Source organism: Tissierella praeacuta DSM 18095, assembly GCF_900128955.1.
Taxonomy (GTDB): domain Bacteria; phylum Bacillota; class Clostridia; order Tissierellales; family Tissierellaceae; genus Tissierella; species Tissierella praeacuta.
The window spans coordinates 41743-56932 of sequence record NZ_FQTY01000010.1 but is presented as its reverse complement, the minus strand read 5'-3'; the positions used below and the strand labels follow the sequence as shown (position 1 = coordinate 56932).

11 protein-coding genes are annotated in these 15190 nt (G+C 30.8%); 7 read left to right on the top strand and 4 right to left on the bottom strand.

Going from position 1 to position 15190, the window contains the following annotated elements:
• Positions 1-16: 16 nt before the first annotated feature.
• The 4 genes from BUB33_RS10675 to BUB33_RS10660 all read right to left on the bottom strand — a co-directional run bounded on the left by BUB33_RS10675 (position 17) and on the right by BUB33_RS10660 (position 3284).
• Positions 17-856, bottom strand: a complete 840-nt coding sequence (locus BUB33_RS10675) for a DNA cytosine methyltransferase (RefSeq protein ID WP_072976256.1) — start codon at positions 854-856, stop codon at positions 17-19.
• A complete protein-coding gene (gene dcm / locus BUB33_RS10670; protein ID WP_200778193.1) occupies positions 840-1991 on the bottom strand; it encodes a DNA (cytosine-5-)-methyltransferase in 1152 nt (383 codons plus the stop codon). The genes BUB33_RS10675 and dcm overlap by 17 nt, the downstream gene beginning before the upstream one ends.
• Positions 1992-2284: 293 nt before the next feature.
• On the bottom strand, positions 2285-2803 hold the full coding sequence (locus tag BUB33_RS10665) for an ImmA/IrrE family metallo-endopeptidase (protein WP_200778192.1): 519 nt from the start codon (positions 2801-2803) through the stop codon (positions 2285-2287).
• Between the two features lie 67 nt (positions 2804-2870).
• Positions 2871-3284, bottom strand: a complete 414-nt coding sequence (locus BUB33_RS10660) for a helix-turn-helix domain-containing protein (RefSeq protein WP_072976254.1) — start codon at positions 3282-3284, stop codon at positions 2871-2873.
• A gap of 203 nt (positions 3285-3487) precedes the next feature.
• Between BUB33_RS10660 and BUB33_RS10655 the strand changes: the two genes are divergently transcribed.
• The 7 genes from BUB33_RS10655 (at position 3488) to BUB33_RS10625 (ending at position 15008) form a co-directional block, all read left to right on the top strand.
• Positions 3488-4048, top strand: coding sequence for a hypothetical protein (locus BUB33_RS10655; protein WP_072976253.1), 561 nt, complete (start codon positions 3488-3490; stop codon positions 4046-4048).
• A gap of 329 nt (positions 4049-4377) precedes the next feature.
• Positions 4378-4842, top strand: a complete 465-nt coding sequence (locus tag BUB33_RS10645) for an RNA polymerase sigma factor (RefSeq protein ID WP_072976251.1) — start codon at positions 4378-4380, stop codon at positions 4840-4842.
• A gap of 668 nt (positions 4843-5510) precedes the next feature.
• The gene (locus BUB33_RS16385) at positions 5511-5672 is read left to right on the top strand and encodes an SHOCT domain-containing protein (RefSeq protein ID WP_172463214.1); all 162 of its coding nucleotides are present in this window, start codon (positions 5511-5513) and stop codon (positions 5670-5672) included.
• A gap of 80 nt (positions 5673-5752) precedes the next feature.
• Positions 5753-7363: a recombinase family protein gene (locus BUB33_RS10640; RefSeq protein ID WP_072976250.1), complete on the top strand. Its 1611-nt coding sequence runs from the start codon at positions 5753-5755 to the stop codon at positions 7361-7363.
• A complete protein-coding gene (locus BUB33_RS10635; RefSeq protein ID WP_200778191.1) occupies positions 7363-8280 on the top strand; it encodes a recombinase family protein in 918 nt (305 codons plus the stop codon). The genes BUB33_RS10640 and BUB33_RS10635 overlap by 1 nt, the downstream gene beginning before the upstream one ends.
• Positions 8281-8282: 2 nt before the next feature.
• Positions 8283-9935, top strand: coding sequence for a recombinase family protein (locus BUB33_RS10630; protein WP_072976248.1), 1653 nt, complete (start codon positions 8283-8285; stop codon positions 9933-9935).
• Positions 9936-10424: 489 nt separating this feature from the next.
• Positions 10425-15008 (top strand): hypothetical protein, encoded by a 4584-nt coding sequence (locus BUB33_RS10625; protein ID WP_072976247.1) that lies wholly within the window; start codon positions 10425-10427, stop codon positions 15006-15008.
• The last annotated feature ends 182 nt before the right edge of the window (positions 15009-15190 follow it).

The following is a 15190-nucleotide window of genomic DNA, read 5'->3' as shown; positions in this document are numbered from 1 at the left end:
TAAACCTTGCTTTTATTTATAACGAAAAGATTTTAGTTTTAATAAGTTCCTCACCTAATGCTCGAACTATTACTGTTGGAACTGCATTTCCAACTTGTTTGAATTTTTCACTTTGATTTCCAAAAAGGTGAAAATCTCTTGGAAACCCTTGTAGTTCCAAACATTCTTCTACTTGTAAATAATGTGGTTGACCATTAACATTATAACAGTCCCAATTAAATCTATTATCAATTCCAGAGCGTCTACCACCAATTCTTATAGTAAATGAATACTCTCTTTCAGTATCTCCGCCCAATATATCAGATAATTTTTTGATACAACCAGTGGGTTTAGGGTAGTTGAATTTTATATCATATTCTTTTTTTATGCCCACTATAAATAACCTTTTTCTAATCTGAGGTACCCCATAATCCTTAGCTTCAAGAATATTATAAAAAACATTATATTCACAGTTCTCGAGTAACGATTTGATAATACGAAATGTATTTCCTTTATCATGAGTCAATAGCCCCTTGACATTTTCGAGTATAAAAGCTTTAGGGCTACAATCATTCAGTATTCTTATTACTTCATATATTAGTGCCCCACGTGGATCCTTTAATCCACGTTTGGTGCCTATATTACTAAATGATTGGCAGGGGAATCCAGCACATAAAAGATCAAACTCAGGTATTTCATTTGATTTTAATTCGCAAATATCACCTGCAGGTTGGATGCCAAAATTAATCTCATATGTTTTACGAGCAGAAGAATCAATATCGGATGCTAAAACACATTGGCCACCACATTGAGCTAGTCCATAATGGAATCCCCCTATTCCAGAAAATAAATCTATAAATTTAAATTGCTTGTTCATATTTCTTGCTTTCTTTTAACTGATTTTCTAAAAATTGAATACATTCACTCATATACAATGCCATCTCTTCTATGACAGGTATTGTAACTGAATTTCCAAATTGTTTATATAATTGAGTATTACTTATATTGGGTGGCATTGTAAATTTGTCTATACCTTCCTCATCAACAAATGCATACCCTATAAATCCTTGAAGTTTGGCCCATTCTCTTGGAGTCATATGTCTTATTCCTTCATTATTTAAAGGTGTTTGTTTATTTTTTATAATTGTCCCAGCTATACCATCTTGTGGGTCAAATACCAAGTTTCTTTCCTTTCCAGAACCACCAGTAGCTAATATTGCATTAGAATATGGATTTTCAATATGAGGTTCATTAACAACCATATAGCCAAAGCCGTTACCTTTACCTTCGTGTCTTTGTCGATGTTTCTTTAAGGTATCAAGATAACCTTGGGCTACATAATATTCCGCTGGAGCATTAAATTCTAGTAAAGAATTTAAATTTTCATAGATGGGACCTCTTTTTCTTTCCAAGGGAAGTTGTTCTATAGGAAGCTTATGTACAGCATCACCATAATATCTTTCATCGAACCCCATGATGTAAACCCGAGGTCTGTTTTGGGGTATTCCAAAGTTACGAGAATTTCTGATAAAACTTTTATTGTCGAATATTAACTCGCCAATTAAATTTTTTTCAACACCTATTATTTTATAGCCTAATTCATTTACTAATGTTTCTATAATTACTTTAAAAGTATTACCTTTATCATGACTTAAGAGATTATCAACATTCTCCAATAGAAATGTTCTTGGCCTAGTCTTTTCTATTATATCAGCAATATGAAAAAATAAAGTTCCTCTTGTACTATCCTTAAATCCTTCCTGTTTTCCAGCTCTACTAAAGGATTGGCAAGGGAAACCCGCCAATAATGTTTCATATTCAGTTTTTTGAATTAAAGTTTTAAATTCCTCAGTTGTAACATCGTTTTGGGGATTCTCACCAAATATATGCTTATATGTTTCACAAGCAAATTTATCATTTTCTGCTGAAAGAACATTTTTAAAAAAACCAGTCATTTCAAAACCTCTTCTAATACCTCCAATACCTGCAAATAAATCAACTGTTCTATACATGATTCTTATTCACTCCATTTCTTTTTAACAACCTAATATTTTATTTTACATACTAAACTATTTTTATAATCTATATAGTAAATTACTTATGGACATAGTGTCACTTTAGTATAATAACATATATATACCATTATGAGTAGGAAACTTATATCTGTAATTAATTGAATAAATAGATGTTTAAACATCATTAAAATAGCAATTAAATAATCCTTTCAATTCTATTATGAATTAATATAGATGGTGAATTATCTATATTATATAGTTAATTTTGATATCAAATTAAAATAAACTATTTATATTTTTATTTTCTTCAAAAAATTCTTTTCAGGTTGAAATGGAATCTTAAAATTATATCCCATTCTATTCATTTCACAAATTTTAATAAGCACAAGGTTTGTTTCCGTATTTAATATACTGGCAATTTGAGATGGATCAAAGCCTTCCTTTGCATATTCAAGTACTGAATCATTATCCAAGAGAAGATGTGCAGCGAAGGTGTTTGCAGTATATTCGGTGTTATTTATAGATTTAAAAAGAGTAAATTCCTTAAGACCGCTTTCCCCCAAATGCCTATGATATATATCATGACCAATTTCATGGGCCAAAACCATTTGGCGCCAGTGGTAGTCAAGATTACTATTTAAGAAAACAGATCTTTGTCTTAAAACAATTCTGTACATACCTAATAAGTCCTGGAATTCACAGAAATAAACTTTAATGCCAAGTTCATCTGCAATAACAAAAGGATCCCTAGTTCCTAATTTTTTAACTATACTATTTGCTTTATTAAATATTTCATAAGAGTCAACCAAAATAGCACCTCCCAAAAAGAAGCTTACTCCTTATTTGTTCTACTAAATGATTACCCAAAAATTAATATTAATCGCTGTCTTTTCTATATTTATTAGGAGTGTACTTTTTATTTTCTTTCTTTGCATCCCAATAGGCCTGTTGTAAAGCTTGCATAACTGCATCTTTATCAGATTCAGATAATTCACCTCCTGCAAACAAGCCGCCTATTTCTGCCACAAGTTCTTCTGCTTGCTTTGCACCACGATAACCATATTTTTCACTTGCCCTTGTAATAAATTCATCGCCTTCATTTCGTAGATAATGTACATCTACATCCAATATATTAGCGAGGGTTGTATAGATTTCTCTATTTTTAGGATAGGTCGTACCGCTTTCATAATAATTGACCGTTCGTAAAGAAATCCCTGCTTTTTCAGCTAATTCAGCTTGGGTTAATCCATTTTGTTTGCGAAGGTCACGGAGTTTTTCACCGAATTTCATTGTCATCCTCCTTAAAGAGTTTATTGTGTGCAACATAATTGCATTAAAAGTGATTTAATATATTGACAAAAGCAACGTAATTGCATATAATTTAAACAATGCAATTTACTTGCATATATAATACTTTAAATTGCACATAATGTCAACGTAAATATTACCATAATATAAAAGTTGTAATGATAGAATAAGGGGGATAGAGAATTATGAGAAAAACTAAGATGATGAAAAGTATTTCAAGAATGTATCAGGGGATGCAGCTTGACGAAGAACAGGTTTTTAGAAAGGCAAAATTATTACTTGTAATTTACCGAGATGTAGTATGGACATCAATTAAAGAAGTAAATTATGTAAAGGAAGTATGTACTGCTTATTATAGCAATGATTTATCTCTTGCACTTACTTATTTAAATGATTTTGCACCTACAGAAAGAAAAGAAGATTTTATGGAGAAAGTATCTGGTATCTTTGAAACGAAATGGATGATAGATTTAATAGATACAGCCATGATAAAGATTTATGATTATCACCATAATGGGAAGTTATATCATGAAATACTATCAAAATGCTATATTACAGCATATACAATGACAGAGGGGGAAATGTTAGAAGCGCTTTGCATGGAGAGATCAAACTTTTATATAAAGAAAAAAGAAGCAATAAAACTCTTTGGAATAGCATTATGGGGATATGCTCTTCCAAGATATCAGGAATTATTAATAGAAAATAACGAATATACAGTACCTTCAAATTCATATTTTTACTAGCAGACTAATTGCATACTAAATACACACTCATTGCGTACTGACATTGGACAAGCAGTGTTCTATACTATGTATTATGGAGGAGTATGGCATAGATTAAATAAAGAAAAATAATAAGCCTTGGCATTTGAAAAAGTGCCAGGGCTATATTTATGCCCTCTTCTAAATAATACGGCAGATAAAGAGCCGAGAATAACATTTTGTTATTCTCGGCTTTTTTATTGCCTAAAATTAGGAGGGCAGTATGAAACGCTGGGAAACTTATATAGCCAAATATCCATGACTCTGATTTTTCTAAAAAAACAGAAAAAGAAAAATTGGAGGAATGGAAAATGGCAAATTTTATGAATGATTATAGTTTAGAAATAATTAGAGGAAAAAATAAGGACAGATACTTTGTTTCATTTACAGATGGATATGGAGAGTTTCAAAGATTAGAAATTAATGAAGATATATATTTTGCTTTATTTGAATTAAATAAAAGAGATAGAAATCTTACACGATCAGATGAAAGGAATATAGAACATTCAGAGCTTACAGATGAAACACTAATTAGAAGAGCCTTTGAAAAACCAAAATGTATAGAAGAAATTATATTAGAAAAAGAAATGAAAAAGTTATTCTGGAAAGCTATTGGAGAATTATCTGGTGTTCAAAGGAAAAGATTACTTTTATATTATGACTGCGGCCTTACATTAAAAGAAATTGCAAAAATGGAAAACTGCTCTATTCGTGCAATTAAGTATAGTATAGACATTGCAAAAAAGAAATTAGAAGAAAAAATAAAAAAGTTTTAAATTTAGACTTCAAAAACAGGCTTCAAATGTGGAAACAGGTGAAGGGATATTTTTCTCTTCCCTGTTTTTTATTTTACAGGTTGTACTTTGAAAATTAAATATCCGATTTTATAAATACATTAGCTGATAAGCCAGAGATGGAAAAGCGACAAAGGAAGATGCGCCATGACTACCTGTATAAAAAGATTTATTTTTATATAAAAGTCGGCCTTCTAAGGTAAAGAGCGGTACCCATCTGTTCCTAAAAACGATCTATGGTAGATTGTTCGCCACAACCTTATCAGCCTATAATGATACTTCTGCCCAGCCACAGACATCGCAATGGGGGCAGCCAGCGGAGATCCCGGTGGAGGTGAAATTCCTATGATAAAGTGAAACCAGCTTCAGTTTATGAAATCGCCCTATAAGCCTTTTACTTTTATAAGGCTTTATGTGTTGGGGATAGTAGTGTCTAAGTACAACACATACTTTTAAGTATTTTATGATTTTAATATTAGAAGCAATGGGGATCGCCTATTTAAGGCAAGATATTATATATGTTTTTACCAAATAAGGCGGTCCCTATTTTTGTGATATTAAGAAGATGAGAAAAAAGATATTTATGATAGTAAAGATAGAAACATACAAAAGAAATTACATAAAAAGATATATAGAATGGAGGAAGAATAATGACAAAGGAACAATTATCTAAGGAAGTAGAATATAAAATGGCATTAAAATTATTAAATATATTACTAAATAGGGGAATGATTACAGATGAAGAATTTGAGAAAATAGATGAATTGAACCGTCAGACCTTTTCTCCAGAACTCTCTGAAGTATATGTGTAATAACACTAGCTATTGAAGAAACCTTGTGGTAGTGTATGTTGCTAACAGGAAGTAAATATTTAAAGAAGGGAGGGAGAACCATGATAAATAAAGTGAAGAAGATAAGGAAAATAGAGCCTATACACCAAAAAGTAATACTAGAATTACAGCCTAAAAAAAGGGTTTGTGCCTATGCAAGAGTCAGTACAGATTCAATAGAACAAAAAGAATCCTTTTACTATCAAGTAGAGTATTATAAGAACTATATAGGAAAAAGAGATGACTGGGAATATGCAGGAATTTATGCAGATGAAGCCAGAAGTGGTACTCAGATTAAAAAAAGAGATGAGTTTTCACAAATGATAAAAGACTGCGTGAATGGAAAGATTGATATGATCATTACTAAATCAGTCACAAGATTTGCTAGAAATACTGTAGACAGCATCAAGGCCATAAGAAAATTAAAAGCACTTGGAATAGGCGTATATTTTGAGAAAGAAAATATCAACACCTTATCAGAAAAAAGTGAGATTTTACTAACCATATTAAGTTCCCTAGCACAAGGAGAATCAGAAACCATATCTACCAATAATAAATGGGGAATCAGAAAAAAATTTGAAGATGGAACATTTAAATTAAGTATCCCAGCCTATGGATATAATAAGGATGAAAATGGAGAATTAATCGTCAATAAAGAAGAAGCTAAGATTGTCCGAAGAATTTTTACTGAGTATCTGAATGGTAAAGGTTCTTATGTAATAGCCAGAGGACTAAATGAAGATAACATACCAACTAAAAGAACAGCCGAAGAATGGCAAGAAAGTGTAGTAAAAGTAATCTTACAAAATCCCATATATGAAGGAGATTTATTATTACAAAAGACATATACAACTGAGGTACTTCCATTTGAAAGAAAAGTTAATAAAGGGGAAATGCCTCAGTATTTTATTGAAAACAATCATGAACCTATTATTACAAGGGAAGAAGGACAGATGGTTCGAGAAATTTATGAATACCGGAGAAAGCAAATGGGCATCGATGATAGTGGGAAATACCAGAATAGATATGAATTCAGTAGTATAATTATCTGTGGTGAATGTGGAAGTACCTTCCGTAGACAAAAGATTTATATAGGAAAGCCATATGAGAAAATCCAGTGGTGCTGCATTCAGCATATAAGGGATATTAATAAATGCAGTATGAAAGCTGTAAGGGAAGATATTATAAAAGAAGCCTTCCTTACCATGTGGAACAAACTAGTAAGTAACTACAAAAATATTTTAATACCCCTTCTTGAATCCTTAAAAAGTTTAAGGATCAATGAAGAGCAGGAAGAAGAAATAAAAGATTTAAACAATAAAATAATGGAATTAACAGAGCAGAGCCATATCCTAAGTAGAGTAGTATCGAAAGGGTATATTGACTCTGCTATTTTTATAGAAAGACAAAATGCTCTCACAGTAGAAATTGAAGCTACAAAGAAAAGGAGAAACCAACTACTAGATAGCAATGGATTTGAAAAGGAGATAGAAGGAACTTTAAGATTACTAGACTTTATGAAATATAATCCAGAAATTATGGAAGAGTACGATGAAAACCTATTTATTAATACAGTAGAAAAAATCATTATAGGAAAAGATTATGAGATCACTTTCAGACTTATTAATGAGTTAGAACTTACGGAATACATAAGAAAGCAGGTGAGTGGATAATGCAAAGACATATGCCAATAGGCTATAAACTAGTAGATGGAAAAGTAGTATTTAATGCTGAAAAAGTAGCAGTTGTACAAAAAATATTCAAGGATTATTTAAACGGGACATCTATGATTGCCATAGCAAAAGAACTGACAGCTGCAGGATTTCTTAATGCAAATAACAAGCCTAATTGGAATCATGGCTCTGTAGGAAAGATACTAGAAAACACAAAGTACTTAGGAGATACCATGTATCCTCAAATTATAGATAATAAAACCTTCAAATTAGTACAGCAACAGAGAAAATCAAAAAATAAAAAATTAGGCAGAACACCTCAAATTAATACTAGGAAAAATCAAAGCATATTTACTAGCAAATTAAAATGTGGAGAATGTGGTGCAATCTACCGTAAATATATTGAGCATGCAGGAAGACCATCAGAAAAGAGCAACTGGAAATGTAAAAGATACATCTACCAAAACAGGGTCCATTGCAGAAACTTATTTTTAACTGAGAAAGATATAGAAAATATTTTTATATCAGCAACAAATAAAATCCTATCAAGAATGTGGATGTTAGATAAAGAAAAGAAAAAAGAACCACCGAAGATGACTATGGAAATTAGAAATTTAGAAGAACGAATCAAAGAGCTAGAGGATGAAAAACAATTTTCATCAAGGGAACTAGCGGAGCTAATATTTAAAAGGGCAAAAGCCTACTACCATATATCTAAAATAGATGATTATGATCACAATACTAAGAAAATAAAAGAAGAATTCCTTGATAGAAAACCACTTACAGAATTTGATGAAGAACTATTTCAAAATGTAGTAAAAGAGATAACTATTTATAAAGATGGAAAAATCCAAGTGAAATATATAAATGGAATGATGGTGGAGGAAGATTATGAGGACATAAGAAAGGATGAATAAAAATGGTAATGCCAAAAAAGAAAGTATCTTTTATACCAGCACAACCTATTTATGATAGAAACATAAGGGCAGAGTTAAAAGTTCTAAGAGTAGCAGCTTATTGTAGAGTTAGTACTACCTTAGAACAGCAGGAAGGAAGTTATGAGGCCCAGGTAACTTACTATACAGAGAAGATAAAAAACAATCCAAACTGGAAAAATGCAGGGATTTATGCAGATGACGGTAAATCAGCAACCAATACAAAAAAGAGAGATGATTTTAATGCCATGATAGAAGATTGTATGGCAGGAAAAATAGATATGGTCATAACAAAATCCGTCAGCAGATTCGCAAGAAATACTGTAGATTCACTTCAAACCATAAGAAAGCTTAAAGAAAAAAATATAGCCGTATATTTTGAGAAGGAAAATATCAATACCTTAGATGGTACAGGGGAATTATTAATTACAATCCTAAGCAGTCAAGCACAAGAGGAAAGTAGAAACTTAAGTGAAAATACAAAATGGGGAATAACAAGAAGATTTGAAAATGGAATTATTTCAATCAATCATAAAAAATTCATGGGATATACAAAAGATGAAGATGGAGAACTGGCCATAGTACCTGAAGAAGCAGAGATAGTAAAACGAATTTATAGAATGTACTTAGAAGGTAGCAGTATACTAGAGATTACTAGAGCCCTAGAGGCAGATGAAATTAAAACTGCCACAGGGAAAGACACATGGCATCCTGGAGTAATAGAAAAAATGCTAGTCAATGAAAAATATATGGGAGATGCCCTGCTGCAAAAAACCTATACAGTAGATTTTTTAACTAAGAAGCGAGTAAAAAATAACGGAATCGTACCCCAATACTATATTGAAGATAATCATGAGGCAATTATACCAAAGGAATTATTCTATAAAGTACAGGAAGAAAAGGCAAGAAGAGCCAGCCTTAATAAATCAGCAGTTACAAGAAAAGCCAATAAGGCAAAGAAGGAAAAAAGTAAATTCAGCTCCAAATATGCACTGACAGAAATCCTAGTATGTGCCGAGTGTGGACATCCCTATAGAAGACAAGTCTGGTCGAAGTATGGGCAAAAGACTACAGTATGGAGATGTGAAAATAGGTTAAAGAATGGAACAAAAGCAAATTGCAAGCACTCACCGACACTTAAGGAAGAGCCATTGCATAATGCCATAATGACAGCCATAAACAGTGTAGTAGAAAACAATGGAGAGTTTATAGGGGCATTCAGGGAGAATGTAATCAGAGTCATCGGTGGATACTCTACAAGGAATATCCCTACAGAATATGATGAGAAAATAGAACAACAACAAAAAGAGATGTTAAGTTTAATCGAAGAGAACGCAAAACAAGGAGCTGTAGCAGAAGATTTTGACGATGAATACAAAAGGATATCGCAGCAGATAAATGAGCTAAAAAAGGCGAAAATAAGGATTGTACAGGAGAAGAAAAAGACAGAGAGCTATGAACAGCGACTAGCTGAAATGGACAGCACTTTAAAGACTGTAAGACCACAAGTAAGAGAGTTTGATGAGGAGTTAGTCAGAAGATTAATCAAGACCATTAAAGTTAAAAAAGGAGAAAGGCTAGAGATACAGTTTGAATCAGGCATAGTCATGGAGCAGACGGCAGATTATTATGAATAAGAATAGCGGGAGCAGTAACAAGGATAGAAAGCAAGTTACTGCTCTTAAAGCAATGAGAATATATTAAGACTAAAATCCTCAGATAGACTGAGGGTTTTAGTGTTGGCAGATTATCACTCAGATATATATTAAAGATGTGAGAGCTGTAGCAACAGAATATGATATTGACTAATATTGTCTTGTAAAAGTTCCTTTAAGGATATACAATTATACTAGATTTGATGCTACCTTCTATCAGCTATATTCAAGTAGTAGGTGAATGGCATGAACTTCAGAAGATGATGTATAGTAGTAAAATTATGTGGCATATGAATTATTTATAGACAATCAGATAAATAGGAACTTGTATTGCAGGTATTAACAATAATGGAAAGTTCGTGTCTATAAGGCTGAGGGCCTGGTATAAACATTATTCTAGTGAGAAAATAATGTTAAAAAAGAACGATTATGATATAGAAATATCTAAAAGCGGATTTTGGAGGCTTATTTATGAAAAAAGAAATGACAAACCCCACTGCAGGTGATCAAACAAGTACATGGTACGAATGGTATATAGGAATTGATTTCCTTGTAGACTTAATTGATCCCAATTCTATTGTGAGAGCTGTTATTTTTCAAGCAGATGATTCACAAAAATTAGATGATGTAGTTATACGATACAAAAATAAAACAGAGAAAAGGTTTCAAGTAAAGCATACTACTGATAATTCCAGTCTTGGATTAGAAACATTAATTAACAAATACTTAGAGGATTTTTCATTAGAATGGCATAACCTTTATAATGACTCAAACGACTTGCAATTCATTTTATATACTAATCGCAAAAGCTCTGGTGATTATAATGGCAATAAAGATAAGGGTATATATTTGCGTCCAAAGTTAAGTACATTTTGGGATTACATAAAATCTACAATCAAAGATGCAAAATCAATAGATGAAATTGTCATGAAGGAACCTGAATGGGATACTGTATGGGGTAAGTTTTTAGAAAAAATAGAACACCTCAATACAACCAAGGAAGATTTACGATTAAAATTCCTTGAAAATTTTGATATACAATTAGCACAGCCAGATTTATTTGATAATAATGAAATTATTATTGATAAAATAGAGAAGATGTATTCTGTTGATAGAAGAAGAGCTAATGACATTTTGGATAAGTTGAAGTCAAAATTATCTGATTGGGTAACTAAAGAAGGAAAACTAAAAAGAAAATCACAAGAAGTTACTAATGATATGGTTATACAAGCTATGTTTGAAACCTTACCAAATCGTTGCGTAGGTAAACATAATTTGCCTGTAATTGCAAATGGTTTTGAGAGTAGAAAATTATTCGCTTCAAAATTAAAAGATGTTTTATATGAAACTGACAAAAAAATTGTCTTTTTATCAGGAAGTCCACAAAGTGGTAAGACAACATTGGTAAGTTATTTATATTCTATTGAAAAAGCAATTGATTTTAGATTTCATGCTTTTAAACCAATAATGGCTGATGGCTCCAATATGGGTAGTGACAAAGGTATTTCTTCTTACAGGGGGTTGTGGGGTGACTTATATATACAAATTGTTGAATATATTTATAAAAATGATATTGACCTTTACAACATTCCAATAACCCCTTTTATCGATTGGATAGATGACGCTGATTTACAGTCCGAAACATTGAGAATATTGGGGGAGTTGGGTAAAAAGCTGAATAGGAAAATTATTGTTGCTATTGATGGTATAGATCATGCAGCAAGAAGTGGTGAAGAAGAAACATTTTTAAATAGATTTTGTTACCCTGATAATATACCTGATAATGTATGTCTACTAATTGTAGGACAACCATATGAAGCATATAAACATAAATATCCATCATGGATAGTTGATGATAAATATGTTAAAACTTGTGATATGCCAGCTCTTGAAAAAGATGATGTAGCATTGTTATTGGCTTCATTACCTGCTGTACTTGATATTAATATTGTTAAAGACATAATATTTGAAGTAAGCAAAGGAAATGCTTTAAGTGCCATATTTGCCGCTAAGGAAGCTGAGAAGTGTCAAGATATTGAAACGTTTAGCGCAATAATTGAGAGCAGAAAATTGAAATTTGGCGTTGATAAGTATTATGAGGCGATATGGGAGTACTGTAAAACTGAAATTACTTCATATATAACAACTAAAGAACATATTTCCGAAATTGAATTGTCAATAGCAACAATCCTTTCAATCATAGAGAGACCATTAAGTGCTGATTTGTTTTTTGAAATTAACAAAAATTTAAAATTACCATATCACGCATGGATAGATATTTTTAAAAAATTACAACCGTTAGTTAACGTAGAAAATGAAAAGATTTCATGTGAAATAAGCGATGTTAGGGTGTTTTTTAAAGGCTATACACACACTATTTATTCAGATGAAAAATTGGATGAAATAAAAATAAAGATAGCTAAATACTTTTATGACAATGATGAGTGTGTATATGAACGTCACAATTTGAATTATGATTTGCTAAAAGAAAGCTCTCAGCAGATTTTATTTGCAGAAAAATTAAATGCGGAATATGTTGCTGAAGGATTTACAATAGGACAGAAAATTGATTGTATCAGAGAAGAAATACAGTTTGCGTTATCAATAGCAATAGCTTATAAAAGAGATGACTTATTGGTAAACATTGCTTCTTCCTTGAAAATTTTTGAACAATTTAATAAGTCTACAGAATATGCTGGGTACGTTTACGATGAAGTTATTAATGATTTTTACTTTTTGCCAGGCGAAGCTGTACCAAAACAGAAAAATTATACTTTTAAAGAAATGGAAAATATAATAAATGATGCCTTGTTGCTTAGTGAAAATGGAAAAAATGAAAGAAGCATTTCTATTCTTGAGAAACATTTCTCTAACCGAGATATTTGTGAAATCGTAAAAATATTCAGCAAAGAAATAAATGGTAAAATTGAAATATACCCTTATTATCAAGAGCTAATAAAAAGTTTAGGTAAAGTATGCAGAATTTGTGAAAAGAACATATTTTCACATAATATCAACTGTATTAACACAATAAAACCAAGTGTTGTACAGATATTTATGAGCAATTTTTTCAATGGTTGGTTTGATGCAACCCAAAAAAATAATTATAAGAATTTCACTAAAACATTTTCACTATTACCTTTCTTTGCAACAGGAAGAGAATTGTTTACATTTTTAGAAAATACCTATAATGATGATAAATGGGACAGCATTATGGAAAATATTGACCTAATATGCTCTTTAAAACCGTCGAAGCCTGTTGTTTTACAACTGGTCTCTTGGCAAATTCAAAATAGAAATATTAAAGAAAATTTTAATGTCATACTTGATGATATTCGTAATCTAGGAACGAAATTTCTAGATGATTTTAAATTTAGTAAATTCGAAACCAGCGAATATAAAATGCTATCATTTATGAATTTAGCATTTTGCTTAGGGTATATTGGCATAAAAGAAGATTTTAAATATATTGCAGATGATTATTATAATTTCATAGATAATAGTGAACGAGAAAGGTTTGAATTAATGCTATGTGCAAATCATCTAGTCGGAAATATATTTGCTAACCCATTAGATTTTGAAGATTGCAAAATAATTGTTGAAACGCATTTGAAGCAATCTATTATCAACTATTCATCACACTTATATTTTTATGAATATGTATCCGATATTTTTAACAAGTTAATAAAACTAAGCTTTGAAATAATTGAATTTAGAAAATATTTAATTACTAAGTTCAAAAGCACATTGTCACTACTAGAAAGTGAATCAAAATGGAATTGTTTTGCTTCTCCAATCATTTTACCTTTTTTATATACTCTCGGTGAAAATATACAAACAACCAATTATATGTATAAAATTGCAGGTAAAGAAGGAGTGATTTGGAAATGGTCTTTAACTGATAGGACTTCTGAATTTCAAGCTATTAAGAGTTGTGCAGAACAGATAAAGATGCCTAATGAATTTATGATACAATTGGATGACTATAAAAGATGCTTTGCAAATGGTTATACTGAGCATAAAGAAGATGTTCTATATGATTTGATAATATGCCTTGAAGCTATTATAAATATTAAACCCGACTTATGGAAAAAATATTTAGATGATGTAATCCATATTAATCTATTGACAGAACCTGTTTCAGACAGTAATTATCTATTAAGATTTTATGAAATATTTGCACTTTGTGCCTATAATGAATCAGTTGATATGCTATATCAGTTGATAAAAGCAGTAAAAGGCAATAATGATGATAAAATTCATATTGTTCGCCGTGTTTTTAATGATTTGCTATACGCAAACACAATTAAATTAAAAGATGTCTTGGAGACATGGGTATTTTTTTATAAATACTTCAATATAACACAAGAATATAGTGCTTATAACATGAAGTGGTTGGCGGAAACTAAGCAAGCTATTAAATCGTATTGCACCGAGAATAATTATGACATACAAAAGTTATATAAAATTGAAGAGATAAATGAAAAGTATTATTACCCTACAAGTGGATTAAGTGGTAGCATAAAAAATATTACGTCTTGTACATTTGATGAGTTACTAACTAAACTTGAAATTAATTCGAGTAAAAGAATACTACGAGATAGTGATTGTCTTGAGTTTTTAGATAGAATTGAATCTGAAAGACCCATTAAATTTAACAATTATCTCAAACAATTTTGCAAACTTATTTCTGAACAAAAATTTGGTTATACATTAAGAAATAGTGGTTATGATTATGTTTTTTCACGATTGTATGAATTTTTATGTGACGATGACATGTTTGAATTTTTAAATGATGTTATTAATTCACAAAAAGTGGAAAGTATGAATTCACAATGGGCACATATTTCATACGATATAATACAACACTTTTATTTATATTTAAACAGAAACGAGCTATTTAAAATAGAAGCGTTACTTATCTCAAACATTGAGGTTCATAAACTAATATTGAGCGGAAAAGGTAAAATTAATTTGCCTATTGTGCATGTTCATAATATCAATCCAAGTAATAACAATCATGAATGGAGTGATATTATACAATTATTTGAGTAGGATTGGGTTACAGATCACCACTTCAAATGATGGTCTGTAACTTTCCATTATATTTATAGCATGATCTCAATTTATAAAATATGTAGTAATGGCATACTCTACCCTATAAGAGATCATGCAATGACAGTACATATCACTCGATAAGATAATACTTTAAATTGTAAAAAACAAAGTCTTTAAAT

Coding starts and splice junctions, on each gene's coding strand:
- BUB33_RS10675 (WP_072976256.1), bottom strand. CDS start 856: ATGAACAAGCAATTTAAATTTATAGATTTATTTTCTGGAATAGGGGGA.
- dcm (WP_200778193.1), bottom strand. CDS start 1,991: ATGTATAGAACAGTTGATTTATTTGCAGGTATTGGAGGTATTAGAAGA.
- BUB33_RS10660 (WP_072976254.1), bottom strand. CDS start 3,284: ATGAAATTCGGTGAAAAACTCCGTGACCTTCGCAAACAAAATGGATTA.
- BUB33_RS10655 (WP_072976253.1), top strand. CDS start 3,488: ATGAGAAAAACTAAGATGATGAAAAGTATTTCAAGAATGTATCAGGGG.
- BUB33_RS10645 (WP_072976251.1), top strand. CDS start 4,378: ATGGCAAATTTTATGAATGATTATAGTTTAGAAATAATTAGAGGAAAA.
- BUB33_RS16385 (WP_172463214.1), top strand. CDS start 5,511: ATGACAAAGGAACAATTATCTAAGGAAGTAGAATATAAAATGGCATTA.
- BUB33_RS10640 (WP_072976250.1), top strand. CDS start 5,753: ATGATAAATAAAGTGAAGAAGATAAGGAAAATAGAGCCTATACACCAA.
- BUB33_RS10635 (WP_200778191.1), top strand. CDS start 7,363: ATGCAAAGACATATGCCAATAGGCTATAAACTAGTAGATGGAAAAGTA.
- BUB33_RS10630 (WP_072976248.1), top strand. CDS start 8,283: ATGGTAATGCCAAAAAAGAAAGTATCTTTTATACCAGCACAACCTATT.
- BUB33_RS10625 (WP_072976247.1), top strand. CDS start 10,425: ATGAAAAAAGAAATGACAAACCCCACTGCAGGTGATCAAACAAGTACA.